This is a genomic window from Oxalicibacterium flavum (assembly GCF_014635065.1).
GTDB lineage: Bacteria > Pseudomonadota > Gammaproteobacteria > Burkholderiales > Burkholderiaceae_D > Oxalicibacterium > Oxalicibacterium flavum.
In genome coordinates, this window is sequence record NZ_BMCG01000003.1 from 12,616 (window position 1) to 36,379 (window position 23,764).

Consider the following 23,764-nt stretch of genomic DNA (forward strand, 5'->3'; position numbering starts at 1 on the left):
CTCCCCAGCAATCGCCAGGCATGACTGAACAGTCGAGCAGAACCTTTATCGATCGTCATCATGGGAGAACAAAAAATGAATCACACGGGATCACTGCCATTCAAACCGGCCGTCATGGCGGCCGCGGCCTGCGGCGCACTGCTGCTGTCGCCGACGCTGCAGGCGCAGGAGGCGGAAGCCAGATTGTCGGAAGTCGTGGTTACCGCATCCGGTTTCGAACAGGCTGTCGAGGATGCGCCGGCATCCATTACTGTGGTGCCGCGTGAAGAGCTGGAAAAGAAGGCATACCGTGACGTTACCGATGCCCTGCGCGATGTGCCGGGCGTGGTGGTCACCGGTGGCGGCAGCTCCAGCGACATCAGTATTCGCGGCATGGCTGCCAGCTACACCATGCTGCTGATCGACGGCCGGCGCCAGAACTCGCGCGAAACGCGTCCGAACAGCGATGGCCCCGGTATCGAACAGGGGTGGCTGCCGCCGCTCGAGGCCATCGAGCGTATCGAGGTGGTGCGCGGTCCGATGTCGTCGCTGTACGGGTCGGATGCCATGGGCGGTGTGGTCAACATCATTACCCGCAAGGTGCCCAAGAAATGGACGGGGTCGGTGCGTCTCGAAACGACCCAGCAGGAGGACAGCCGCTCCGGCGACATCTACCAGACCAATTTCTTCCTGGGCGGGCCGATCCAGAACGATGTGCTGGGTCTGCAATTGTATGGGCAGAAGTCGCGCCGCAACGAAGACAGCTTCGTCAACGGCTTCAACAAGCAGGACACTACCTCCGGTACCGTCAAGTTGAGTCTGACGCCGAATCAGAATCATGATGTGGTGCTCGAACTCGGGCGCACGATGCAGGATCGCATTTCCAGGCCGGGCAGGAGCATGGCGCTGGAGAGCTGCCGAAATGGCCGCTGCACGCCCAATACCCTCTCCGAGAATGGCTACGACAAGAATCAGTACAGCCTGTCGCATGTAGGCCGTTGGGGTTTCGGCACGTCCAATACCTATGTGCAGCAGGAAGAAATCGACAATCCGGGCCGGGATATCAAACTGAAGAATCTCGAATTCAACAGCCAGATCACCATGCCGCTGGGCGGCAGGCATCTGACGACGCTCGGTGTGTCGTACAAGAATGAAAAACTGGTGGATGGCGGCAACCAACTTGTAACGGCCAATCCCGTCAATACGTTGGAACGTTATCAGTGGGCGCTGTTTGCCGAGAATGAATGGAGCGTGACCGATACCTTTTCCCTGACGGGCGGCTTGCGCATGAACGAGGACGAGAATTACGGCACGCACTGGACGCCGCGTCTGTACGGCGTATGGAAGGCTACCGACATGCTCAGCGTGAAAGGCGGCATTTCCACCGGTTTCAAGGCGCCGTCCCTGCGCTCGGCCGTGGCCGACTGGGGGCAGATCACGGGTGGTGGCGGTGATCCGGCCATCATTGTCGGCAATCCCGCTCTCAAGCCGGAGAAGAGCACCAGTCAGGAAATAGGCCTGATCTGGAACAATCGCCAGAACCTCAATGCCAGCCTGACGTTCTTCAACACCGATTTCAAGGACAAGATCACCGAGCTGCGCCGTTGTTCGGACACGGGCGCCAATCCGCCGGGCTCGGGTATTGTCGATGGCAACTGCGCCATCCAGGGCACGGCGTACAAATTCATCAGCGACCGCGTGAACGTGGACGAAGCCAATATGCGTGGCGTCGAAACCACGATTACCTGGTCGGTCAATGACGATCTGCGCCTGGCAGCCAATTACACCTATACACGTTCCGAACAGAAGAGCGGGCAGTTCAGAGGCCAGCCGCTCAACAAGATGCCCAAGCACATGCTCAATGCCACGGCAGACTGGCAGGCCAACCAGGCGTTGGGCGTATGGGGGCGCATGAACTTCCGCGGCAAGACCTCGGATTACCTGAGTCGTACTTCGATGGTGGAGGGTACGCCTTCCTTTACCTTCGTGGACGCGGGATTGAACTATGCGTTGTCGAAGGATATCAAGCTGGGCTTCGGTATCTATAACTTGTTCGACAAGAGAGTGGACGACCTGACGTACGAATCGGTGTATGACGGTCGCCGTTTCTGGCTGAGCCTGAACGCCGGATTCTGATCTTTTTTCCTGCCTTGCCATGTAAAACGCCGCTGTTTCAGCGGCGTTTTACTTTTTGCTTAAGCTCAGACGAGCAAAATCGAAAGGCCTATCTCGTGCTCCCTCTCTTTTTTGATTTGAACTTCTTCCATCCCGAGAAGGGAGATAAATTGGCAATTATTGATTCCGGGTGGAAATATAAAGTGTTTCAAGAGGTTGATGTGCAATATTTCCCATGTAACCGGCAAGCATCGGATTCTTTATTCATACAAAACTTTTCTACCGTTTTCGATGGCCGTGCATTAAGATTTGCACGACGCGGTTTTCAAAATTTTACGTTTCGAAATCGTCTGTTTACCCTTTGCGTGCCGTTAACGGTCTTGCGCAAGCGTAGATGAGTAGTTGTCAATGCTTGAAAGTCATTTTTGCACCTTTTTTGAACCATTCAAGCATGTTTTCCAAGCCTAACCAATCTCCCGACAATCGACTGCTGAGCCTGATGGAAGTGGCGGGAGAGATCGCATTCCAGGTCAGTCCGCAGGGAATCATTCTCCAGATCAGCAAGCGCGCCACGGAGCTGTTCGGTCCCGATGCGCCGGAACGGGGACAGAGTCTGTTCGAGCTGGTTCGGGCTTCCGACCGTCATGCGATGGAAGCGGCATTCGGCCAAGCCGTGCAGACGCGTCTGATCACGAAATTCAGCGTCCGCCTGGTGGCGCGTCCGGTCTGGTTCGAACTGGAAATGATCGCGGCGGATACTCCCGATGGTGAAGTGCTGGTGACCGGCAGGGATATCTCGCTGCGGCACGAGACCGAGGAGCGTCTGCGCCACATGGCGGTGCATGACGAGCTGACCGGTCTGCCGAACCGGTCTCTGCTGACCGACCGTCTGCACATGGCAATTGCCCACGCACGGCGCAACAAGCTCGGTTTTACCGTGGTCGAGCTGGACCTGGACGGATTCAAGAAAGTCAACGACGCGCTGGGCCATGCGATCGGCGATGCGCTGTTGCGGATTGCCGCCGAACGGTTGCGCGTGCTGTTGCGCGACGGCGATACGCTGGCGCGGGTCGGTGGCGACGAATTCGCGGCGGTACTTCCCGGCATGACCGAAGAATCCGAAATCCAGGCCATCGCGCGCCGCATGATCGCGTGCATGCAACTGCCCTTCGAAATCGAAGGCCACACGCTGTATGTCAGCACTTCGGTCGGCGCTGCCGTCTATCCGCAGCATGGCGATACCGACGTCAAGCTGCTGGCGCATGCCGATACCGCGCTGCACCGCGCCAAGGAAACCGGCAAGGCGCGTTGCGTCATTTATAACCAGATCATCTTCAATCAGGTCGAGCACGACGTTTCCATGGAAGCGGCGATGTTCGAGGCGGTGCGCAATGGCGATTTCCTGCTGCATTACCAGCCGATCGTCGATGCGGGAACGCGGCGCATCGTCGGTTTCGAGGCCTTGATGCGCTGGATGCGGCCCGACATCGGGCTGGTGCCGCCGAACCAGTTCATTCCGATGGCCGAGGACAACGGCCTGATCAACCTGCTCGGCGCCTGGGCGCTCAAGGTGGCGTGCTTCCAGCTCAAGCGTTTTCAGGAAGCGGCCGGGCGGCAGCTGTATGTGTCGGTCAACGTCAGTCCGCGCCAGTTCCGCAGCGACCAGTTCATCGAAATGGTGGACGATGCGCTCAAGCTGTCCGGGCTAAACGGCAACCAGTTGATGCTGGAGATCACCGAAGGCATCCTGATGTCCGACCCCGAGCATGCCGAACAGATTTTGACTAAAATTGCCGCCCGCGGCGTGCGCATCGCGATCGACGATTTCGGGACCGGGTATTCGTCGCTGGTCTACCTGAAGCGTTTTCCGATTGCGGCGCTCAAGATCGACCGGACCTTCATCAAGGATCTGCCGGAATCGGTCAAGGATGCGGCGATCTGCAATGTGGTGTTGAGCCTGGCCAGCCATCTGAGCCTGCTGACGGTTGCCGAAGGCGTGGAGGACGAGCGCCAGCTGGCGTTCCTGGCGGCGCAGGGCTGTACCCTGATCCAGGGGTTCCATACCGGCCGTCCGATGCTGCCCAATGCCGTCATCGAGGTGCTGCAGGCCGACGCACCCGCGTTACACAATTGATCCGCAACACAGATTCATGACGAAGCAAGACCATCCGCCGCTCACGCCAGACAAGACGCTGGACTTGTTGATGAGCCGCATTCGCCAACGCGGCGATCTGCCCGGTTTTTCCCGTGTCGTCAGTGCCATCGTCAGCGCCATGCAGGGCGATGACGATCGCGAATTTAGCATGACGCGCACAGTGCTGTCCGACCCGACCTTGACGCAGCGCGTGCTGCGGCTGGCCAACAGCGCCATGTATTCGGTATTCGGCCAGAGCATCAACACCGTGTCCAAGGCCGTCATCGTGCTGGGTACCGAAACCATCGGCCACCTCGCGCTCGGCCTCAAGCTGATCGATGGCCTGTCGGTCGCCTCGCAGGGCACCGCGACCACGCGCAGTGAAATGGAAAAGGCGGTGCTGGCGGGCCAGATCGCGCGCCAGGTGGCGTCGTCGTCGCCGCGCCGCGATACCGAGGAAGCGGTGGTCTGTTCCATCCTGCATTCGCTGGGACGCCTGATGGTGTCGTTCTATCTTCCCGAATACTGGTCGCAGATCCAACTGATTGCCGCCGAGCGCGGTGTCACGGAGAACGCTGCCGCCGCCGAAATGCTGGGCTTGCCGCTCGACGAGATCGGCCGTCTGGTGGCGCGGCGCTGGGGTTTGCCGGGCGAACTGGTGGCCAGTCTCAAGGAAGTGCAGCCGCATGCCATGGAGGATGACAGCGAGCCGCTCGAACATGCGGACTGGCTGGCGGCGGTTTCCACCATGGCCACCCAGTGCGCCACCGTGCTGTGCGAGGAAAAGAACGCCTCGGTCGCCGATCTGGCGGGCATTGCGGAAAATTATGCCGGCATGCTCGGGCTCGACGCGGCGGTGCTGCTGTCGGCGGTCGAGTCGGCGCACCAGCTGTCGCAGGAAGAAAGAACGGTCGCGCGTGGCAGCCAGCCGGACGGCGAAGCCGATCAGCAACTGGCGCTGCCCCTGGGCAAGCCCGAGGATTCGATCGACATCCTCAAGCGCGGTGTCAGCGATCTGCGCAGTGATCTGATCAGCGCGAGCACCGGCCAGTTGATGACGGTGGCGCTGGAAACCGTATACAAGGGGCTCGGCCTGGGCCGCGCGGTCGCCTTCCTGCGCAATCAGGAGGCCGGCAAATACATGGCGCAGATGTGCTTCGGCGAATGCATGGAGGAGCTGCTGCCGCGCCTGTCGTTCAGCGATGCCTATCAGCCGGACGTGTTCCATGCCGCGCTGGCCAACAACAAGATGGTTTATGTCGAAGATGCGCAGGCGGCCGGTTTTACCAGCAAGCTGCCGCGTTGGTGGCGCGAGGAGCTGGGTGCCTCGCGCAGCTTCGTGATCCTGCCGTTGATGCTGAATTTCCATCCGGTCGGTTTCATTTATGGCGACTGGCAGGCTGCGCCTTCCCAGGCCGGCATCGCGTCCGGCGAAGTGACGCTGCTCGACGATCTGCGCGCGATCGTGGTCAAGGCGATCGAGCACCGCTGCCAGATGGACCCGGCCTGGGGGCGCGCCATGCATTGACATTGCCGGTTGCATCCAGGCCGTGACGCCAAGGCGCACCGGCTGCATGTGACCTCATTGCACGCCAACCCGCCGGCACGCAACACAAGGGAAGCCGGAGTCGTTATCATCGACGACTCCGGCTTCTTTCTTTTTCTTTCCCATGGCCCGGCTTCCCCGACTCGTCGTTCCGCATCAGCCGCATCACGTGATCCAGCGTGGCGTCGACCAGCAGGTGATCTTCCACGAGACGGCCGATCACCTGTTCTTCCTCGACTGCCTGCGCGTTGGTGCGCGCCAGTTCAAGGTGGCGATCCACGCCTACGTGCTGATGCCCAACCATCTGCATCTGCTGGTCACGCCGAGCGACGAGCAGGGGCTGGCACGCATGATGCAATGGGTCGGACGTCATTACGTGCCGTACTTCAACCAGAAATACCATCGCAGTGGCACCTTGTGGCAGGGAAGATACAGGGCAGCGGTGCTGGATGCCGAACGTTACCTGATGTTGTGCAGCCGGTACATCGATCTGAACCCGGTGCGGGCCGGTCTGGTGGCCCATGCGGGCGATTATCCGTGGTCCAGTTATCAGCACCATGTTGGTGCAAAACCGGATCCGCTGGTCACCGATCACACCATGTACTGGGCGCTCGGCAACACGCTGTTTGCGCGCGAGGCCGCCTACAAGAAACTGATCGACGACGGCCTAGACGAGAAGGAAGTCCGCCTGCTCAGCGAAACCACGCTGAAAGGATGGGCATTGGGCTCGGATCAGTTCAAGGACGGCCTCCAAAAGCAGGTCAAACGACGCGTTCAGCCATCCCGCCGCGGACGACCCGCGCGTGAGACGCTCGTGAAATCCCTCTAATAAGAATGGTTATCAAATGGACGATTTTTGCACGCCCGTAGTGCGTTTTACTCTGTCCCCTTAAAAAGATTTAGTAAAACAGTCGGAATTTAATTCGACTCTGACCCCTTTTATTCAGGTTGTAATCGACCTTGCGCTGCACTATTCTTCAGGCTCGTTGAAAGCAGTGGAGAAGTGTTATGCGCGCGCAAGGTTTGTACGATCCGGCCAATGAACATGACGCCTGCGGCGTCGGTTTCGTGGCCCACATCAAGGGGCAGAAAAGCCATTCCATCATCGAGCAGGGTCTGCAGATCCTCAAGAACATCGACCACCGCGGCGCGGTCGGTGCGGACAAGCTCATGGGCGACGGCGCGGGCATCCTGATCCAGATCCCGGACCAGTACTATCGCGAGGAAATGGCCAAGCAGGGCGTCACGCTGCCGCCGGCCGGCGAGTACGGTGTGGGCATGATCTTCCTGCCCAAGGAAAACGCTTCGCGCATCGCGTGTGAACAGGAGCTCGAGCGCGCGGTGCTGGCCGAAGGCCAGGTCGTGCTCGGCTGGCGCGACGTGCTGGTCGACAAGGACATGCCGATGTCGCCGACCGTGCGCGAAAAGGAGCCGGTGATCCGCCAGATCTTCATCGGCCGCGGTCAGAACGTGATCGTCACCGATGCGCTGGAACGCAAGCTGTTCGTGATCCGCAAGGCATCCGGCCACGCGATCCAGGCGCTGAACCTGCTGCACGGCAAGGAATTCTTCGTGCCGTCGATGTCGGCGCGCACCGTCGTCTATAAAGGTCTGCTGCTGGCCGACCAGGTCGGCGAATACTACAAGGACCTGCAGGATCCGCGCTGCGTCTCGGCATTGGCCCTGGTGCACCAGCGCTTCTCGACCAACACCTTCCCGGAATGGCCGCTGGCCCACCCGTACCGCATGCTGGCCCACAACGGCGAGATCAACACCGTCAAGGGCAACTTCAACTGGATGCGCGCGCGCGAAGGCGTGATGAAGTCGGCCGTGCTCGGGGACGACCTCGAAAAGCTGTTCCCGCTGATCTATGAAGGTCAGTCCGATACCGCCTGCTTCGACAACGCGCTCGAACTGCTGGTGATGGCCGGTTACCCGATCCCGCAGGCGATGATGATGATGGTGCCCGAGGCATGGGAAAACCACACGCTGATGGACGACAACCGCCGCGCCTTCTATGAATACCACGCCGCCATGATGGAGCCGTGGGACGGCCCGGCCGCGATGGCCTTCACCGACGGCCGTCACATCGGCGGCACGCTGGACCGTAATGGCCTGCGTCCGGCGCGCTACATCGTGACCGACGACGATCTGGTCGTGATGGCGTCCGAATCGGGCGTGCTGCCGATCCCTGAATCCAAGATCATCCAGAAATGGCGCTTGCAGCCGGGCAAGATGTTCCTGATCGATCTCGACGCCGGCCGCATCATCGGCGACAAGGAACTGAAGGACACCTACGCCAACGCCAAGCCGTACAAGCAGTGGATCGAATCGGTCCGCATCAAGCTCGACGAACTGGCGAAGGAAGAGGCCGAAGCGAAGAATCCGACCAGGCTGCTCGACCTGCAGCAGGCGTTCGGCTATACGCAGGAAGACCTGAAATTCCTGATGTCGCCGATGGCGATCGCGGCCGAAGAGGCGACCGGCTCGATGGGCAACGACTCGCCGCTGGCGGTCATGTCCAACAAGAACAAGACGCTCTACAACTACTTCCGCCAGTTGTTCGCGCAGGTGACCAACCCGCCGATCGATCCGATCCGCGAGGCGATGGTCATGTCGCTGGTGTCTTTCATCGGACCCAAGCCCAACCTGCTCGACACCAACAACATCAACCCGCCGATGCGCCTCGAAGTGTCGCAGCCGGTGCTCGACTACGCCGACATGGCCAAGCTGCGCAACATCAGCGCGCATACCGGCGGCAAGTTCAAGTCCTATGAACTGAACATCTGCTACCCGGTCGCCTGGGGCAAGGAAGGCATCGAGGCGCGCCTGGCCTCGCTGTGCGCGCAGGCGGTCGATGCGGTCAACTCCGGTCACAACATCCTGATCGTGTCCGACCGCAAGGTCGGCGAGGAACAGGTTGCGATCCCGGCGCTGCTGGCGACCTCGGCGATCCACCTGCACCTGGTCAGCAAGGGGCTGCGCACCTCGACCGGTCTGGTGGTCGAAACCGGCTCGGCGCGCGAGACGCACCACTTCGCGCTGCTGGCCGGCTACGGCGCCGAAGCGATCCATCCGTACCTCGCGATGGATACGCTGAGCGAGATGGCTAAGGACCTGCCGGGCGAGCTGTCGCCGGAGAAGGCGATCTACAACTTCCAGAAGGCGGTTGGCAAGGGCCTGATGAAGGTCATGTCCAAGATGGGCATCTCGACCTACATGTCCTACTGCGGCGCGCAGATCTTCGAAGCGATCGGTCTCAATAAGTCGCTGGTGGACAAGTACTTCAAGGGCACCGCGTCCAACGTCGAAGGCATCGGCGTGTTCGAAGTCGCCGAGGAAGCGCTGCGCCTGCACGAACTGGCTTTCAGTGCCGATCCGGTACTGGCCAATGCGCTCGACGCCGGCGGCGAGTACGCCTTCCGCATCCGCGGCGAGGAACACATGTGGACGCCGGACGCGATCGCCAAGCTGCAGCACTCGGCGCGCGCCAACAACTTCAGCACCTACAAGGAATACGCGCAGATCATCAACGACCAGTCCAAGCGCCACATGACGCTGCGCGGCCTGTTCGAATTCAAGATCGATCCGAGCAAGGCGATTCCGCTCGACGAAGTGGAACCGGCCAAGGAGATCGTCAAGCGCTTCGCCACCGGCGCCATGTCGCTCGGCTCGATCTCGACCGAGGCGCATGCCACGCTGGCGATCGCGATGAACCGCATCGGCGGCAAGTCGAACACCGGCGAAGGCGGCGAGGATACGCGCCGCTACCGCAACGAACTGCGCGGCATTCCGATCAAGGAGGCCACCACGCTGGCGGCCGTCATCGGCAGGGACGTGGTCGAGGTCGATACGCCGCTGCTGCCGGGCGATTCGCTGCGCTCCAAGATCAAGCAGGTCGCTTCCGGCCGTTTCGGCGTGACCGCCGAATACCTGACCTCGGCCGAGCAGATCCAGATCAAGATGGCGCAGGGCGCCAAGCCGGGCGAGGGCGGTCAGCTGCCGGGCCACAAGGTGTCCGAGTACATCGCCAAGCTGCGCTTCTCGGTGCCGGGCGTGGGCCTGATCTCGCCGCCGCCGCACCATGACATTTATTCGATCGAGGATCTGGCGCAACTGATCCACGACCTGAAGAACGTCAACCCGAAGGCCGACATCTCGGTCAAGCTGGTGTCGGAAGTCGGCGTCGGCACGGTTGCCACCGGCGTTGCCAAGGCCAAGGCCGATCACGTCGTGATCGCCGGCCATGACGGCGGCACCGGCGCCTCGCCGCTGTCGTCGGTCAAGTTCGCCGGTTCGCCGTGGGAACTGGGCCTGGCCGAAACGCAGCAGACGCTGATCCTGAACGGCCTGCGCACCCGTATCCGCGTGCAGGCCGACGGCCAGATGAAGACCGGCCGCGACGTCGTCATCGCCGGCCTGCTGGGCGCCGACGAAATGGGCTTCTCGACCGCGCCGCTGGTGGTCGAGGGCTGCATCATGATGCGCAAGTGCCACCTGAACACCTGCCCGGTCGGCGTCGCCACGCAGGACCCGGTTCTGCGCGCCAAGTTCGCCGGCAAGCCGGAACACGTGGTCAACTACTTCTTCCACATCGCCGAGGAAGCGCGCCAGATCATGGCGCAGCTGGGCATCCGCAGCTTCGACGAACTGATCGGCCGCTCCGACCTGCTCGACAAGTCGAAGGCGATCTCGCACTGGAAGGCCAAGGGCCTGGATTTCAGCCGTGTCTTCTACCAGCCGGAAACCCGCAACGGCGAAGCGCGCTACCACACCGAGGGCCAGGACCATGCGCTCGAAAAGGCGCTCGACAACAAGCTGATCGCGCAGGCCAAGGCAGCCATCGACCATGGCGAGAAGGTGTCCTTCATCTCGACCATCAAGAACGTCAACCGCACGGTCGGCGCCATGCTGTCGGGCGAGGTCGCCAAGAAGTACGGCCATGAAGGCCTGCCGGACGACACCATCCACATTCAGTTGCAGGGCACCGCGGGCCAGTCGGCCGGCGCCTTCCTCGCGCACGGCATCACGCTGGACCTGGTCGGCGAAGGCAACGACTACGTCGGCAAGGGCCTGTCGGGCGGGCGCATCATCGTGCGCCCGAACACCGAGTTCCGCGGCCGCGCCGTCGAGAACATCATCAGTGGCAACACCGTGCTGTACGGCGCCATCTCGGGCGAAGCCTTCCTCAGCGGCGTGGTCGGCGAGCGTTTCGCGGTGCGCAATTCGGGCGCGATCGCGGTCGTCGAAGGGACCGGCGACCACGGCTGCGAATACATGACGGGCGGCACCGTGGTGGTGCTCGGCGAAACCGGCCGCAACTTCGCAGCCGGCATGTCGGGCGGCATCGCCTACGTCTATGACCCGGACGGCGAATTCCCGGCCAAGTGCAACATGGCGATGGTGGCGCTCGACAAGGTGCTGCCGGCGGCCGAGCAAGAGGCTCAGGGCGATCGCGCCTCGTGGCACAGCGCTGTGCGCGGCGGCGAACGCCAGACCGACGAAGCCATCCTGAAGGGCCTGATCGAACGGCACTTCAAGTACACCGGCAGCACGCGTGCCCGTGTCCTGCTCGACGACTGGGCCAATGCACGCACCAGGTTCGTCAAGGTGTTCCCGTCGGAATACAAGCGCGCGCTGGGCGAGATGCACGCCGCATTGGTCGAGCAGGCGGTCGAGACCGCGGCCGCCATCCAGGCGTAAGGTGCGTTGAAAGCGCACGCTTGAAAGAACAGGGAAATGTCCACCACCTGGCCGATGCGGCCGGGTGAAACAAATGGTTTAGAAGGCGAGAGAAACATGGGAAAGATCACCGGCTTTATGGAATATCAGCGCTTGAAGGAAGCAAGCGAGGAACCCCAGAAGCGGCTCAAGCATTACAAGGAATTCACCGTCCACCTGAGCGACGCCGAAGCCAAGATCCAGGGCGCGCGCTGCATGGATTGCGGCATCCCGTTCTGCAACAACGGCTGCCCGGTCAACAACATCATTCCGGACTGGAACGACCTGGTTTATACGGGCAACTACAAGCAGGCGCTCGATACCCTGCATTCGACCAACAACTTCCCGGAATTCACCGGCCGCATCTGCCCGGCGCCATGCGAGGCCGCCTGCACGCTGGGCATCAATGAAGATCCGGTCGGCATCAAGTCGATCGAGCACTTCATCATCGACAAGGGCTGGGAAAGCGGCTGGGTCGTGCCGCAGCCGCCGGCCGTCAAGACCGGCAAGAAGATCGCCGTGGTCGGCGGTGGTCCTGCCGGCATGGCAGCGGCGCAGCAGCTGGCACGCGTCGGCCACGACGTGACGCTGTTCGAGAAGAACGACCGCATCGGCGGCCTGCTGCGCTACGGCATCCCCGACTTCAAGATGGAGAAGTCGCATATCGACCTGCGCGTCAAGCAGATGGAAGCCGAAGGCGTGACCTTCCGCACCGGCGTGCTGGTCGGCAAGGACTTCCCGGCCAACATCCTGAACTGGTCGAAGGAAACGATTTCGCCGGACCAGTTGAAGAAGGACTTCGATGCTGTCGTCATCACCGGCGGTGCTGAACAGCCGCGCGACCTGCCGGTACCGGGACGCGAGCTGAAAGGCGTGCATTTCGCGATGGAATTCCTGGGCCCGCAAAACAAGGTCAACGCCGGCGACAAGGTCAAGGACCAGATCATGGCGACCGGCAAGCACGTCATCGTGATTGGCGGCGGCGATACGGGCTCCGACTGCGTCGGAACCTCGAACCGCCACGGCGCCGCGTCGGTGACGCAGTTCGAACTGCTGCCGCAGCCGCCGGAAGAAGAGAACAAGCCGCTGGTCTGGCCGTACTGGCCGACCAAGCTGCGCACCTCGACTTCGCACGAAGAAGGTTGCGAGCGCGACTGGGCGGTCGCCACCAAGCGCCTCGAAGGCAAGAACGGCAAGGTCGAGAAGCTGATCGCCGCGCGCGTCGAATGGAAGGACGGCAAGATGGTCGAAGTGCCGGATTCCGAATTCGAGCTCAAGGCCGACCTCGTGCTGCTGGCGATGGGTTTCGTGTCGCCTGTGCAGAGCGTGCTCGATGCCTTCGGCGTCGACAAGGACCAGCGCGGCAACGCCAAGGCGACCACGGACGGCGAAGGCTGCTACCGGACCTCGGTCGACAAGGTGTTCGCGGCCGGCGACATGCGTCGCGGTCAATCCCTGGTCGTGTGGGCAATTCGTGAAGGCCGCCAATGCGCGCGCGAGGTCGATGCCTTCCTGATGGGTGAGTCGCTGCTGCCACGGTAACCGTTAGGACGGCACATTGCCAAAGCGGCATGCATGGCAAAGCCGCTTCCGGTGGCTGCCGGAAGTGCCGGACAATGCGAGAAGCCTCCCCTTGGGAGGCTTTTCTTTTCGCGGAGAATGCGCGACATATCCAGAAATTCGATGGCGAAGCGCGAAATATCGCCATATCGAGGCGGATGCCTGCGTGCTAGTGTGCGACATGACAGGGTTGCCGTCGCCAGCCGTCTTGACAGGCTCGCAAGCGCGCCCCGAAGCAATTCTGTAATCTGCACTACAATAACGAGTTCACCCATTCCACCCAGACCATTTTGTCGTCCGTGCCCACGCCTGTGTCCAACCTCGTAGAAATCCGCGATCTGCACTTCGGTTATGGCGAACGCCAGATTCTGTCGGCGCTCGACATGGCTTTCCCGCGCGGGAAGGTGATCGCCGTCATGGGCGGCTCCGGGTCCGGCAAGACCACCATCCTGCGTCTGATCGGCGGGCAACTGGTGCCGCAGTCGGGTTCCGTCACGGTCGCCGGGCAGCCGGTGGATACGCGCGATACGCGCGCGCTGTATGCGCTGCGCCGCCGAATGGGCATGCTGTTCCAGCATGGCGCGCTGTTTACCGACATGTCGGTGTTCGAGAACGTCGCCTTTCCACTGCGCGAACACACCGACCTGCCGGAAGAGCTGATCCGCGACCTGGTGCTGATGAAGCTGCATGCGGTCGGCCTGCGCAATGCCGCACAGCTGCGGCCGTCCGAGATTTCCGGTGGCATGGCGCGTCGCGTCGCACTGGCGCGCGCGATCGCGCTCGATCCGGAACTGATCATGTACGACGAGCCGTTCGCCGGGCTCGACCCGATCTCGATGGGCATGACCGCCAACCTGATCCGCAAGCTCAACGACGCGCTGGGTTCCACCTCGATCCTGGTCTCGCACGACGTGCACGAATCGTTCGCGATCGCCGACTACGTCTATTTCCTGTCCAAGGGCACCATCGTCGCGCAGGGCACGCCGGCCGAGATGCGCACTTCGGACGATCCCTATGTGAAGCAGTTCGTCCACGCCGAACCCGACGGCCCGGTGCCTTTCCATTACCCGGGCCGCGATCTGGCGGACGACCTTGGCCTCGGAGGGCGCCCATGATCGTGCGCGCCTTGACGTGGCTGGGGCGCAGCGTGCGCGAGACGGTGGCCGACGTCGGCTTCGCCACGCGCACGTTTTTTGCGTTGGTTCTGGCATTCGGCAGCGCCTTCCGCCGTCCGCGCCTGGTCACGAGTCAGGTGCATTTCATCGGCAACTATTCACTGGTGCTGATCGGCGTGTCGGGCCTGTTCGTCGGTTTCGTGCTCGGCCTGCAGGGCTATTACACGCTGAACAAGTACGGTTCGGAACAGGCGCTGGGTCTGCTGGTGGCGCTGTCGCTGACGCGCGAGCTGGGGCCGGTGGTGACGGCGCTGCTGTTCGCCGGTCGCGCCGGCACCTCGCTGACGGCCGAGATCGGTCTGATGAAGGCTGGCGAGCAATTGTCGGCGATGGAGATGATGGCGGTCGATCCGCTGCGTCGCGTGCTGGCGCCGCGCTTCTGGGCCGGCGTGATTGCGATGCCGATCCTGGCTGCGATCTTCAGTGCGGTCGGCATCATCGGCGGTTACTTGGTCGGCGTGCAGATGATCGGTGTCGATGAGGGCGCGTTCTGGTCGCAGATGCAGGGCGGCGTCGATCTGTGGAACGATATTTTCAACGGCGTCATCAAGAGCGTGGTGTTCGGTTTCGCGGTGACGTTCGTGGCGCTGTACCAGGGTTATCAGGCGCAGCCGACGCCGGAAGGCGTGGCGCGCGCCACCACGCGCACGGTGGTGATGGCATCGCTGGCGGTGCTGGGACTGGATTTCCTGTTGACGGCATTGATGTTCAGCTAAAAGAAAGTCGGAGAGGGTGGCCGGACTCCTGTTGTTCAGGTGCAACGAAATGACGGGCCGGGATGCAATTTCCCCAATTTGAGGTATGAGCTTATGCAACGAAAATCATTAGACTTGTGGGTCGGCCTGTTCGTGCTGCTGGGCGCGGCCGCGCTGCTGTTCCTGGCGATGAAGGCGGGCAATACGAGCTCGCTGTCGTTCCAGCCGACCTATTCGGTGGTCACGCGTTTCGACAACATCGGCGGCCTCAAGCCGCGTGCGCCCGTCAAGAGTGCGGGCGTGGTGGTGGGACGCGTGGCCGACATCAGTTTCGACGACCAGACCTTCCAGGCCACGGTCACACTGAATCTCGAAACGCGCTACCAGTTTCCGAAGGACACCTCGGCCAAGATCCTGACCTCGGGTCTGCTGGGTGAGCAGTACATCGGCCTCGAGGCCGGCGGCGACCCGGACAATCTTGCTTCGGGCGACAGAATCACCATGACACAATCGGCGATGGTGCTGGAGAACCTGATCAGTCAGTTCCTCTTCAGCAAGGCAGCCGAAGGGAAAGAAGACGATAAATGAAAAATACCAGCAAAGCACTCCTGTTGACCGGCGCACTTCTCCTTGGCGGCTGCGCCAGCACCGGCGGCAACCAGACGCCGGGCGATCCGCTCGAAGGCTTCAACCGCTCGATGTTCGAGTTCAACGACACCGTCGACCGCGTGGCCCTGAAGCCGGTGGCGACCGCCTATCGCGATCACCTGCCGTCCTTCGTGCAGACTGCCGTCAGCAATTTCTTCGGCAACATCGGCGATGTCTGGATCATGGTCAACAACTTCCTGCAGGGCAAGGCCGAGAACGGCATGAGCGACCTGATGCGTGTGGCGGTCAACACCACCATGGGCTTCGGCGGCATTCTCGACATCGCCTCGGAAGCCGGTCTGCAGAAGCACAACGAAGATTTCGGCCAGACGCTGGGCAAGTGGGGCGTGGCCTCGGGCCCGTACGTGGTGCTGCCGTTCTTCGGTCCGTCCACCGTGCGCGACACGGCCGGCCTGCCGGCAGACATCTACGGCAATCCGTGGACCTACGTGACGCCGGTCGATGTGCGCAACACGGGTGCGGTGATCCGTGTGGTCGATCAGCGCGCAACCCTGCTGGGTGCGACCAACCTGATGGAAGAAGCCGCGCTGGACCGCTATTCCTTCCTGCGTGACGCCTATCTGCAGCGCCGCCAGAGCCTGGTGTATGACGGCAATCCGCCGCCGGCGCCGCTGCCTGACTACGATCTCGACGACGACGACCAGCCCTGATGCCTGCGCGGCCGGAACATCTGGTTACAGTTCCGGCCTGAACCTCGGCGGGACGCGGCAGTCGAATCGCTTGCAGGCAACATGCCGGCGGCGTTCGATGGCGTTCCAGGCGGTTCGCCCGCGGCTGCCGACCGCCACACAGACAGATTGGAGAATCAATGAATCAATTCCTCAAGAAACTCGCCTTTTCGCTGGTCGCTTTTTCGTTCATGGGCGCGGCCGCCGCGCAGGAAGCGCCGGATGCGCTGATCAAGCGTTTGAGCGAGGAAATCCTGGCAACCGCCAAGACCGACAAGCAGATCCAGTCGGGCAACCAGAGCCGTATCCAGCAGGTGGTGGACCAGAAGATCCTGCCGCATGTCGATTTCCAGCGCACCACGGCGCTCGCAGTCGGCCGTGCCTGGCGCCAGGCCACGCCTGAGCAGAAAAGCCAGTTGACGGAAGAGTTCAAGAAGCTGCTGACCTATACCTATACCGGTGCCATCTCGCAGGTGACCGACCAGAAATTCGAATACCTGCCGTTCCGCGCCGCGCCTGACGACAAGGATGTGGTCGTCAACACGCGCGTGGTGCAACCGCGCGGTGAGCCGGTGCAGCTCGGTTATCGGCTGATCAAGTCGGACAGCGGCTGGAAGATCTATGACGTCAACGTGCTCGGCGCGTGGCTGATCGAAACCTACAAGGGCAGCTTCGCCACCGAGATCAACAAATCCGGCATCGACGGCCTGATCGCCTCGCTCAAGGATCGCAACCAGAAGCTGGCAAGCACCGTCGCCCGCACCGGCAAGGCAGTGGAATCGCCGGCCAAGGCCAACGAGGTTGCCAAGTAATCATGTACCAGCCATCGACCTCGCTGACTTTCGCGAACGCGCGCCCGGCGCTTGAAGCCGGCCTGCGTGCCATTGCGCAGGGCGAGCGGGCGTTCGACTTTGGTGCCACCACCACGGTGGATTCGTCCGCCGTGGCAGTGCTCCTGGCCTGGCAGCGTGCCGCGAAAGAGCGCGGCGGTTCGCTGGTGCTGCACAACCTGCCGGCCAACCTGGCCAGCCTGCTGTCGCTCTATGATGTTGCGCCGCTGCTCGAGACCGCGCCTGCGCGTGCCGATCTACCCCATCATTGATCCCGCCTGAAGCATTCCCGACGCGCATTGCCGCGTTATCCGATCCGGGCCGAATTGCCGGAATCTAATATAATCAAGGGTTTTCGTCATACAGTTCGCGCCATCGGCGCCGTTGGCGTTTTCCGCTTAGCTTATCCCGCATAGAGATCCCCTGGCCAACATGGCTGCAATACAAGTCACCAATGTCCAAAAGCGCTACCGCGCGCTGCAGGCGCTCAAGGGCGTCTCGCTGACGATCGAAAAAGGCGAATTCTTCGGCCTGCTCGGTCCCAACGGCGCCGGCAAGACCACGCTGATTTCGATCATGGCCGGCCTCAATTGCGCCGATGCGGGCAGCGTCAGCGTGCACGGCCACGACACCGTGTCCGACTACCGGCAGGCGCGTCGCCTGCTCGGTGTGGTGCCGCAGGAGCTGGTGTTCGATCCCTTCTTCACCGTGCGCGAAACGTTGCGCATGCAGTCGGGTTACTACGGCCTGAAGAACAACGATGCCTGGATCGACGAGGTCATGCATCATCTGGGACTGTCCGACAAGGCCGATGCCAACATGCGCGCGCTGTCCGGCGGCATGAAGCGCCGCGTGCTTGCTGCGCAGGCGCTGGTGCACAAGCCGCCGGTCATCGTGCTCGACGAGCCGACCGCAGGCGTCGATGTCGAACTGCGCCAGACGCTGTGGAAATTCATCGCCCAACTCAATCGCGACGGCCATACGGTGGTGCTGACCACGCACTACCTCGAAGAGGCGCAGGCGCTGTGCAATCGCGTCGCCATGCTGAAGGCGGGCGAGATCGTCGCGCTCGATTCGACCGCGGCGCTGATCCGCCGCATCTCGGGTTCGCAACTGGTGGTACAGCTGGCGGCTGGCAGCACGCTGCCCGAATCGCTGCGTTCGCTGGTCTCGCATCCCGATGAATTGCTGGCGGGCCGCACCTATACCCTGCGCATCAACCACCATGCCGAAGTCGAACCGGTACTGGCGACGCTGCGCCAGTCGGGCGCGGTGGTGGAAGACATGCAGTTGCAGCAGGCCGACCTCGAGGACGTGTTCATCCAGATCATGGGAGAGGGCAAATGACCGGTTTCGGCACCCTGTTCTACAAGGAATTGCTGCGCTTCTGGAAGGTGGCAACGCAGACCGTGGCGGCACCGGTGCTGACGGCGGTGCTCTACCTGCTGATCTTCGGCCACGTGCTGGAAGACCACGTGCAGGTCTATCCGGGCGTGAAATATACGGCCTTCCTGGTGCCGGGCCTGGTGATGATGAGCGTGCTGCAGAACGCCTTCGCCAATTCCTCGTCGTCGCTGATCCAGTCCAAGATCACGGGCAATCTCGTGTTCGTGCTGCTGACGCCGCTGTCGCATTGGGAAATGTTCGGCGCCTACGTGCTGGCGGCCGCGGTGCGCGGGCTGGTGGTCGGCGCTGGCGTATTCCTCGTCACCGCCTGGTTTGCCGACATGTCCTTTGTCGCGCCGTGGTGGATCGTGATCTTTGCTGCGCTGGGCGCCGCGCTGCTCGGTACCATGGGCCTGATCGCCGGCATCTGGGCCGAGAAGTTCGACCAGCTCGCCGCCTTCCAGAACTTCCTGATCATGCCGGCGACCTTCCTGTCCGGCGTATTCTATTCGGTGCATTCGCTGCCGCCGTTCTGGCAGAGCGTGTCGCACCTGAATCCGTTCTTTTACATGATCGACGGTTTTCGTTACGGTTTCTTCGGCCAGTCCGACGTCGATCCGCTCGCGAGCTGTGCGGCGGTGACGTTCTTCCTGCTGTTGCTGGCGGGGATCGCCGTTTCGCTGCTGCGCAGCGGCTACAAGCTCCGGCATTGAGTCGCCGCTTATGAAGTCGTCGCTTTATCATTCACGCATGTTTTTAGAAAAGGCATAGCCATGCTGCCCACACCAGAACTAGTCAAAAGCTATATCGCCGCCGGCCTGAACTGCACGCATCTCGAAGTCGTCGGCGACGGCTCGCACTTCGAGGCCGTGATCGTGTCCGACACGTTTTCCGGCAAGCGCCTGATCCAGCGCCATCAACTGGTCTATGCGGCGCTCGGCGACCGCATGAAGGCGGAAATCCACGCGCTGTCGATGAAGACGCTGACGCCGGAAGAGTTCCAGAAATAATTTTGCAACGGCGGCGAGATTTCGCCGCCAACCACTCCTGCATGGACCAAGGTCATCATGGATAAGCTTTTGATACAGGGCGGTCATCGCCTTTCGGGTGAGATCGAGATCGCCGGCGCGAAGAATGCGGCGCTGCCGATTCTGTGCGCCGGCCTGCTGACCGACGACGCGGTCGAGTTGCACAACGTGCCGCGCCTGCAGGACGTGGCGACCATGCTGCGCCTGCTCGAGCAGATGGGCCTCAAGATTCGCCAGGACGGCGAACGCGTGGTGCTCAACGGCGACGCCATCGACAAGCTCGAAGCGCCATACCAGCTCGTCAAGACCATGCGCGCTTCCATCCTGGTGCTGGGGCCGCTGCTGGCACGCTTCGGCGAAGCGCGCGTATCGCTGCCCGGCGGCTGCGCGATCGGTTCGCGCCCGGTTGACCAGCACATCAAGGGCCTGCAGGCGATGGGGGCCGAGATCACGATCGAGGCCGGCTACATCCACGCGCGCGCCAAGAAGCTCAAGGGCACGCGCATCGTGACCGACATGATCACCGTGACCGGTACCGAGAACCTGCTGATGGCCGCCACGCTGGCCGAAGGCGAAACCATCCTTGAGAACGCTGCGCGCGAACCCGAGGTGACCGACCTCGCCAACCTGCTGGTGGCGATGGGCGCGAAGATCGAAGGCATAGGCACCGACCGCCTGGTGATCCAGGGCGTGGAAAAATTGCATGGCGCCACGCATTCGGTGATCCCCGACCGCATCGAAACCGCGACCTTCCTGTGCGCGGTGGCGACCGTCGGCGGCGACGTCACATTGCGCCGCGCGCGCACCGACACGCTCGACGTTGCGCTCGACAAGCTGCGCGAGGCGGGCGCCGTGATCACCAGTGGCGACGACTGGATCCGCATCCAGATGGCCTCGCGGCCCAAGGCGGTCAGCTTCCGCACCACCGAGTATCCGGGCTTCCCGACCGACATGCAGGCGCAGTTCATGGCGATGAACTGCATTGCCGAAGGCAGCAGCCGCGTGGTCGAGACCATCTTCGAGAACCGTTTCATGCACGTGCAGGAAATGAACCGCCTCGGCGCGTCCATCACGATCGAGGGCCACACCGCCATCATCAACGGCGTCGACAAGCTGGTCGGCGCGCCGGTGATGGCGACCGATCTGCGCGCCTCGGCCTCGCTGGTGATCGCCGCGCTGGCGGCCGAAGGCGAGACCTGCATCGACCGCATCTATCACCTCGATCGCGGTTACGATCGCATGGAAGTCAAACTGTCCGCCGTCGGCGCCCACATCCAACGAGCCAAATCATGACGCACAACCCGCAACAACTGACGCTGGCGCTGTCGAAGGGCCGCATTTTCGAAGAGACGCTGCCGCTGCTCGAAGCCGCCGGCATCCAGGTCACCGAAGATCCGGAAAGCTCGCGCAAGCTGATCCTGCCGACCAACGACGCCAACGTGCGCGTCATCATCGTGCGCGCCTCCGACGTGCCGACCTACGTGCAGTACGGCGCGGCCGACTTCGGGGTGGCCGGCAAGGACGTGCTGCTCGAGCACGGCGGCGAGGGACTCTACCAGCCGATCGACCTGAACATCGCCAAGTGCCGCATGTCTGTCGCGGTGCGCAACGGCTTCGACTACGCGAGCGCGGTCAAGCAGGGCGCGCGGCTGCGCGTGGTGACCAAGTATGTGCAGACCGCGCGCGAGCATTTCGCCGCCAAGGGCGTGCACGTCGATCTGATCAAGCTCTACGGCTCGATGGAGCTGGGTCCGCTGGTCGGCCTGGCCGATGCCATCGTCGATCTGGTCAGCACCGGCAGCACGCTGCGCGCCAACGATCTGGTCGAGGTCGAGCAGATCATGGACATCTCGTCGCGCCTGGTCGTCAACCGCGCCGCGCTCAAGCTCAAGCGCGAGCGGCTGCAGCCCATCCTCGAAGCCTTCGAGCGCGCCTCGGCGCTGCGCGCGTAACCTCATTCCACTATCCGAGCGAGAACATCATGACCATCAACATCAGAAGATTCGATTCCACCGATCCGGACTTCAAGGCGCAGCTGGCGGCCGTGCTGGCGTTCGAGGCGAGCGAGGACGAGGCGATCGACCGCGCCGCGCTGCGCATCCTGGACGACGTAAAGAAGCGCGGCGATGCCGCCGTGCTCGACTACACGAAGCAGTTCGACCAGGTGGAAGCGGGCAGCATGGCAGCGCTCGAGATCGGCCGTGCCGACCTGCAGGCGGCGCTCGACAGCCTGTCGCCGGCACGCCGCGCGGCCCTGCAGACCGCCGCCGACCGCGTGCGCGACTACCACGAGCGCCAGAAGAACGAGATCGGCTCCAGCGGCTTCACCTACACCGAGGCCGACGGCACCGTGCTGGGCCAGAAGGTCACGCCGCTGGATCGCGTCGGCCTTTACGTGCCGGGCGGCAAGGCCGCCTATCCGTCGTCGGTGCTGATGAATGCGATTCCCGCCAAGGTCGCCGGCGTGCCCGAAGTCATCATGGTGGTGCCGACGCCCGGCGGCGTGAAGAACGAACTGGTGCTGGCCGCTGCCGCCATGTCCGGCGTCGATCGCGTGTTCACCATCGGCGGCGCGCAGGCGGTCGGCGCGCTGGCCTACGGCACGGCGACGATCCCGCAGGTCGACAAGATCGTCGGTCCCGGCAACGCCTACGTGGCCGCCGCCAAGCGCCGCGTGTTCGGCACGGTCGGCATCGACATGATTGCCGGCCCGTCGGAAATCCTCGTCGTCTGCGACGGCACCACCGATCCCGACTGGATCGCGATGGACCTGTTCTCGCAGGCAGAGCACGACGAACTCGCGCAGTCGATCCTGGTGTGCCCGGATGCCGCCTACCTCGACAAGGTCGCGGAAAGCGTCAACCGCCAGCTTGAGAGCATGCCGCGCAAGGACACCATCACCACCTCGCTGACCAATCGCGGCGCGCTGGTCAAGGTGCGCGACATGGACGAGGCGTGCGAGATCGCCAATCTGATCGCGGCCGAACACCTGGAAATCTCGGCCGAGAATCCGCAGCAGTGGGCCGACAAGATCCGCCACGCCGGCGCCATGTTCCTCGGTCGCTTCTCGTCCGAATCGCTGGGCGACTACTGTGCCGGCCCCAACCACGTGCTGCCGACCTCGCGCACCGCGCGCTTCTCGTCACCGCTGGGCGTCTATGACTTCCAGAAGCGCTCGAGCATCCTGATGGTCAGCGAAGGCGGCGCGCAGACGCTGGGCAAGGTCGCCGCCGAGCTCGCCTACGGCGAAGGCCTGCAGGCGCACGCGCGCTCGGCCGAGTATCGACTGAAACCCGGTCTCCAGTAATGCCGCGCGCGGGAGCCGCGATGGACGAGTGGCGCAACCGCATCTTCTGCGAGGATGCGCTGGACGGCCTCGCGCGGATTCCCGCCGCCTCGGTCGATCTGATCATTGCCGATCCGCCCTACGGCCTCGGCAAGGATTACGGCAACGATTCCGACAAGCTCGCGGCCGATGCCTATCTGCAGTGGATGGAGCAGTGGATCGACCTCGCGCTGCCCACGCTCAAGCCCAGCGGCAGCCTCTACATCTTCCTGACCTGGCGCTACTCGCCCGAGATCTTCGTCATGCTGAAGAAGCGCATGACCATGATCAACGAGATCGTCTGGGATCGCCGCGTGCCGTCCATGGGCGGCAGCGTGCGGCGCTTTTCTTCGGTGCACGACACCATCGGCCTGTTCGTGAAGGCCAGGGATTACTACTTCGACCTCGACGCCGTGCGCGTGCCCTACGACGCCGAAACCAAGAAGGCACGCTCGCGCTCGATCTTCGTCGGCGCCAAGTGGCTGGAGATGGGATACAACCCGAAGGATGTCTGGAGCGTGTCGCGCCTGCACCGCGAACACCGCGAGCGCGCCGATCATCCGACCCAGAAGCCGCTGGAAATCGTCGAACGCATGATCAAGGCTTCGTGTCCGCCGGGCGGCGTGGTGCTCGACCCGTTCATGGGCAGCGGCACGACGGCGGTGGCAGCGGTGCGTTGCGGCCGGCAATACACCGGGTTCGAACTGAATCCCGATTACTGCGCATTGATCGCCAGCCGCCTGCAGGCGTTGCAATCCGCTGCCGGAGAAGCGGTGCTGCAGGATGGCTGATTGCCCGTAGTCCCTTCTCTTTCGGTGCGTGCGTACTCCCGGTGTGCGCAATCCGATGCAAATTTGCAATGAACTACCGTTTCGGACGCTGGAACGCAAAGTGCTTGCTCAAATTTTGGGTAGAATGCGAAGAGTGCAGGTA

General features: G+C 62.6%; 19 protein-coding genes. All 19 read left to right on the forward strand.

The annotated features are described in order from the left end of the window. The first annotated feature begins 75 nt into the window (after positions 1-75). The 19 genes from IEV38_RS07005 to IEV38_RS07095 all read left to right on the forward strand — a co-directional run bounded on the left by IEV38_RS07005 (position 76) and on the right by IEV38_RS07095 (position 23,622). Positions 76-2,115: a ligand-gated channel protein gene (locus IEV38_RS07005; RefSeq protein ID WP_188395490.1), complete on the forward strand. Its 2,040-nt coding sequence runs from the start codon at positions 76-78 to the stop codon at positions 2,113-2,115. Between the two features lie 430 nt (positions 2,116-2,545). Further along, the gene (locus tag IEV38_RS07010; protein ID WP_229728921.1) at positions 2,546-4,228 is read left to right on the forward strand and encodes a putative bifunctional diguanylate cyclase/phosphodiesterase; all 1,683 of its coding nucleotides are present in this window, start codon (positions 2,546-2,548) and stop codon (positions 4,226-4,228) included. Between the two features lie 16 nt (positions 4,229-4,244). Continuing rightward, complete coding sequence (locus IEV38_RS07015) at positions 4,245-5,756, forward strand: HDOD domain-containing protein (RefSeq protein WP_188395491.1); 1,512 nt, start codon at positions 4,245-4,247, stop codon at positions 5,754-5,756. Between the two features lie 142 nt (positions 5,757-5,898). Next, the gene (locus tag IEV38_RS07020; protein ID WP_188395492.1) at positions 5,899-6,603 is read left to right on the forward strand and encodes a transposase; all 705 of its coding nucleotides are present in this window, start codon (positions 5,899-5,901) and stop codon (positions 6,601-6,603) included. A 179-nt stretch (positions 6,604-6,782) separates the two neighbouring features. Further along, on the forward strand, positions 6,783-11,477 hold the full coding sequence (locus IEV38_RS07025; protein ID WP_188395493.1) for a glutamate synthase-related protein: 4,695 nt from the start codon (positions 6,783-6,785) through the stop codon (positions 11,475-11,477). 96 nt (positions 11,478-11,573) lie between these two features. Continuing rightward, positions 11,574-13,037: a glutamate synthase subunit beta gene (locus IEV38_RS07030; protein WP_188395494.1), complete on the forward strand. Its 1,464-nt coding sequence runs from the start codon at positions 11,574-11,576 to the stop codon at positions 13,035-13,037. A 329-nt stretch (positions 13,038-13,366) separates the two neighbouring features. Further along, complete coding sequence (locus IEV38_RS07035; RefSeq protein WP_188395495.1) at positions 13,367-14,170, forward strand: ABC transporter ATP-binding protein; 804 nt, start codon at positions 13,367-13,369, stop codon at positions 14,168-14,170. Continuing rightward, the gene (gene mlaE, locus IEV38_RS07040) at positions 14,167-14,946 is read left to right on the forward strand and encodes a lipid asymmetry maintenance ABC transporter permease subunit MlaE (RefSeq protein ID WP_188395496.1); all 780 of its coding nucleotides are present in this window, start codon (positions 14,167-14,169) and stop codon (positions 14,944-14,946) included. The genes IEV38_RS07035 and mlaE overlap by 4 nt, the downstream gene beginning before the upstream one ends. A 93-nt stretch (positions 14,947-15,039) precedes the next feature. Next, a complete protein-coding gene (mlaD, locus tag IEV38_RS07045) occupies positions 15,040-15,513 on the forward strand; it encodes an outer membrane lipid asymmetry maintenance protein MlaD (protein WP_188395497.1) in 474 nt (157 codons plus the stop codon). Next, positions 15,510-16,244 (forward strand): MlaA family lipoprotein, encoded by a 735-nt coding sequence (locus IEV38_RS07050; protein WP_188395498.1) that lies wholly within the window; start codon positions 15,510-15,512, stop codon positions 16,242-16,244. Before mlaD ends, IEV38_RS07050 begins: the two co-directional genes overlap by 4 nt. A 158-nt stretch (positions 16,245-16,402) precedes the next feature. Further along, complete coding sequence (locus IEV38_RS07055) at positions 16,403-17,074, forward strand: MlaC/ttg2D family ABC transporter substrate-binding protein (RefSeq protein ID WP_188395499.1); 672 nt, start codon at positions 16,403-16,405, stop codon at positions 17,072-17,074. Between the two features lie 2 nt (positions 17,075-17,076). Then, positions 17,077-17,364 carry an STAS domain-containing protein gene (locus tag IEV38_RS07060; RefSeq protein ID WP_188395500.1) on the forward strand — a complete coding sequence of 96 codons (288 nt, stop codon included), beginning with the start codon at positions 17,077-17,079 and terminating at the stop codon, positions 17,362-17,364. 160 nt (positions 17,365-17,524) lie between these two features. Next, a complete protein-coding gene (locus IEV38_RS07065) occupies positions 17,525-18,439 on the forward strand; it encodes an ABC transporter ATP-binding protein (protein WP_188395501.1) in 915 nt (304 codons plus the stop codon). Then, positions 18,436-19,191, forward strand: a complete 756-nt coding sequence (locus IEV38_RS07070; protein WP_188395502.1) for an ABC transporter permease — start codon at positions 18,436-18,438, stop codon at positions 19,189-19,191. The genes IEV38_RS07065 and IEV38_RS07070 overlap by 4 nt, the downstream gene beginning before the upstream one ends. 60 nt (positions 19,192-19,251) lie before the next feature. After that, a complete protein-coding gene (locus tag IEV38_RS07075; RefSeq protein WP_188395503.1) occupies positions 19,252-19,488 on the forward strand; it encodes a BolA family protein in 237 nt (78 codons plus the stop codon). A gap of 57 nt (positions 19,489-19,545) precedes the next feature. Continuing rightward, complete coding sequence (gene murA / locus IEV38_RS07080) at positions 19,546-20,799, forward strand: UDP-N-acetylglucosamine 1-carboxyvinyltransferase (protein WP_188395504.1); 1,254 nt, start codon at positions 19,546-19,548, stop codon at positions 20,797-20,799. Beyond that, positions 20,796-21,458, forward strand: a complete 663-nt coding sequence (gene hisG, locus IEV38_RS07085) for an ATP phosphoribosyltransferase (protein ID WP_188395505.1) — start codon at positions 20,796-20,798, stop codon at positions 21,456-21,458. The genes murA and hisG overlap by 4 nt, the downstream gene beginning before the upstream one ends. Positions 21,459-21,487: 29 nt before the next feature. Further along, entirely contained in the window at positions 21,488-22,813 is a 1,326-nt protein-coding gene (hisD, locus tag IEV38_RS07090) for a histidinol dehydrogenase (RefSeq protein ID WP_188395506.1), read from the forward strand. Continuing rightward, complete coding sequence (locus tag IEV38_RS07095; RefSeq protein WP_371869848.1) at positions 22,813-23,622, forward strand: DNA-methyltransferase; 810 nt, start codon at positions 22,813-22,815, stop codon at positions 23,620-23,622. Before hisD ends, IEV38_RS07095 begins: the two co-directional genes overlap by 1 nt. The last annotated feature ends 142 nt before the right edge of the window (positions 23,623-23,764 follow it).

What these genes read in the sequence shown, in the direction of transcription:
- IEV38_RS07005 (WP_188395490.1), top strand. Translation starts at nt 76, where the DNA reads ATGAATCACACGGGATCACTGCCATTCAAACCGGCCGTCATGGCGGCC.
- IEV38_RS07010 (WP_229728921.1), top strand. Translation starts at nt 2,546, where the DNA reads ATGTTTTCCAAGCCTAACCAATCTCCCGACAATCGACTGCTGAGCCTG.
- IEV38_RS07015 (WP_188395491.1), top strand. Translation starts at nt 4,245, where the DNA reads ATGACGAAGCAAGACCATCCGCCGCTCACGCCAGACAAGACGCTGGAC.
- IEV38_RS07020 (WP_188395492.1), top strand. Translation starts at nt 5,899, where the DNA reads ATGGCCCGGCTTCCCCGACTCGTCGTTCCGCATCAGCCGCATCACGTG.
- IEV38_RS07025 (WP_188395493.1), top strand. Translation starts at nt 6,783, where the DNA reads ATGCGCGCGCAAGGTTTGTACGATCCGGCCAATGAACATGACGCCTGC.
- IEV38_RS07030 (WP_188395494.1), top strand. Translation starts at nt 11,574, where the DNA reads ATGGGAAAGATCACCGGCTTTATGGAATATCAGCGCTTGAAGGAAGCA.
- mlaE (WP_188395496.1), top strand. Translation starts at nt 14,167, where the DNA reads ATGATCGTGCGCGCCTTGACGTGGCTGGGGCGCAGCGTGCGCGAGACG.
- mlaD (WP_188395497.1), top strand. Translation starts at nt 15,040, where the DNA reads ATGCAACGAAAATCATTAGACTTGTGGGTCGGCCTGTTCGTGCTGCTG.
- IEV38_RS07050 (WP_188395498.1), top strand. Translation starts at nt 15,510, where the DNA reads ATGAAAAATACCAGCAAAGCACTCCTGTTGACCGGCGCACTTCTCCTT.
- IEV38_RS07055 (WP_188395499.1), top strand. Translation starts at nt 16,403, where the DNA reads ATGAATCAATTCCTCAAGAAACTCGCCTTTTCGCTGGTCGCTTTTTCG.
- IEV38_RS07060 (WP_188395500.1), top strand. Translation starts at nt 17,077, where the DNA reads ATGTACCAGCCATCGACCTCGCTGACTTTCGCGAACGCGCGCCCGGCG.
- IEV38_RS07065 (WP_188395501.1), top strand. Translation starts at nt 17,525, where the DNA reads ATGGCTGCAATACAAGTCACCAATGTCCAAAAGCGCTACCGCGCGCTG.
- IEV38_RS07070 (WP_188395502.1), top strand. Translation starts at nt 18,436, where the DNA reads ATGACCGGTTTCGGCACCCTGTTCTACAAGGAATTGCTGCGCTTCTGG.
- IEV38_RS07075 (WP_188395503.1), top strand. Translation starts at nt 19,252, where the DNA reads ATGCTGCCCACACCAGAACTAGTCAAAAGCTATATCGCCGCCGGCCTG.
- murA (WP_188395504.1), top strand. Translation starts at nt 19,546, where the DNA reads ATGGATAAGCTTTTGATACAGGGCGGTCATCGCCTTTCGGGTGAGATC.
- hisG (WP_188395505.1), top strand. Translation starts at nt 20,796, where the DNA reads ATGACGCACAACCCGCAACAACTGACGCTGGCGCTGTCGAAGGGCCGC.
- hisD (WP_188395506.1), top strand. Translation starts at nt 21,488, where the DNA reads ATGACCATCAACATCAGAAGATTCGATTCCACCGATCCGGACTTCAAG.
- IEV38_RS07095 (WP_371869848.1), top strand. Translation starts at nt 22,813, where the DNA reads ATGCCGCGCGCGGGAGCCGCGATGGACGAGTGGCGCAACCGCATCTTC.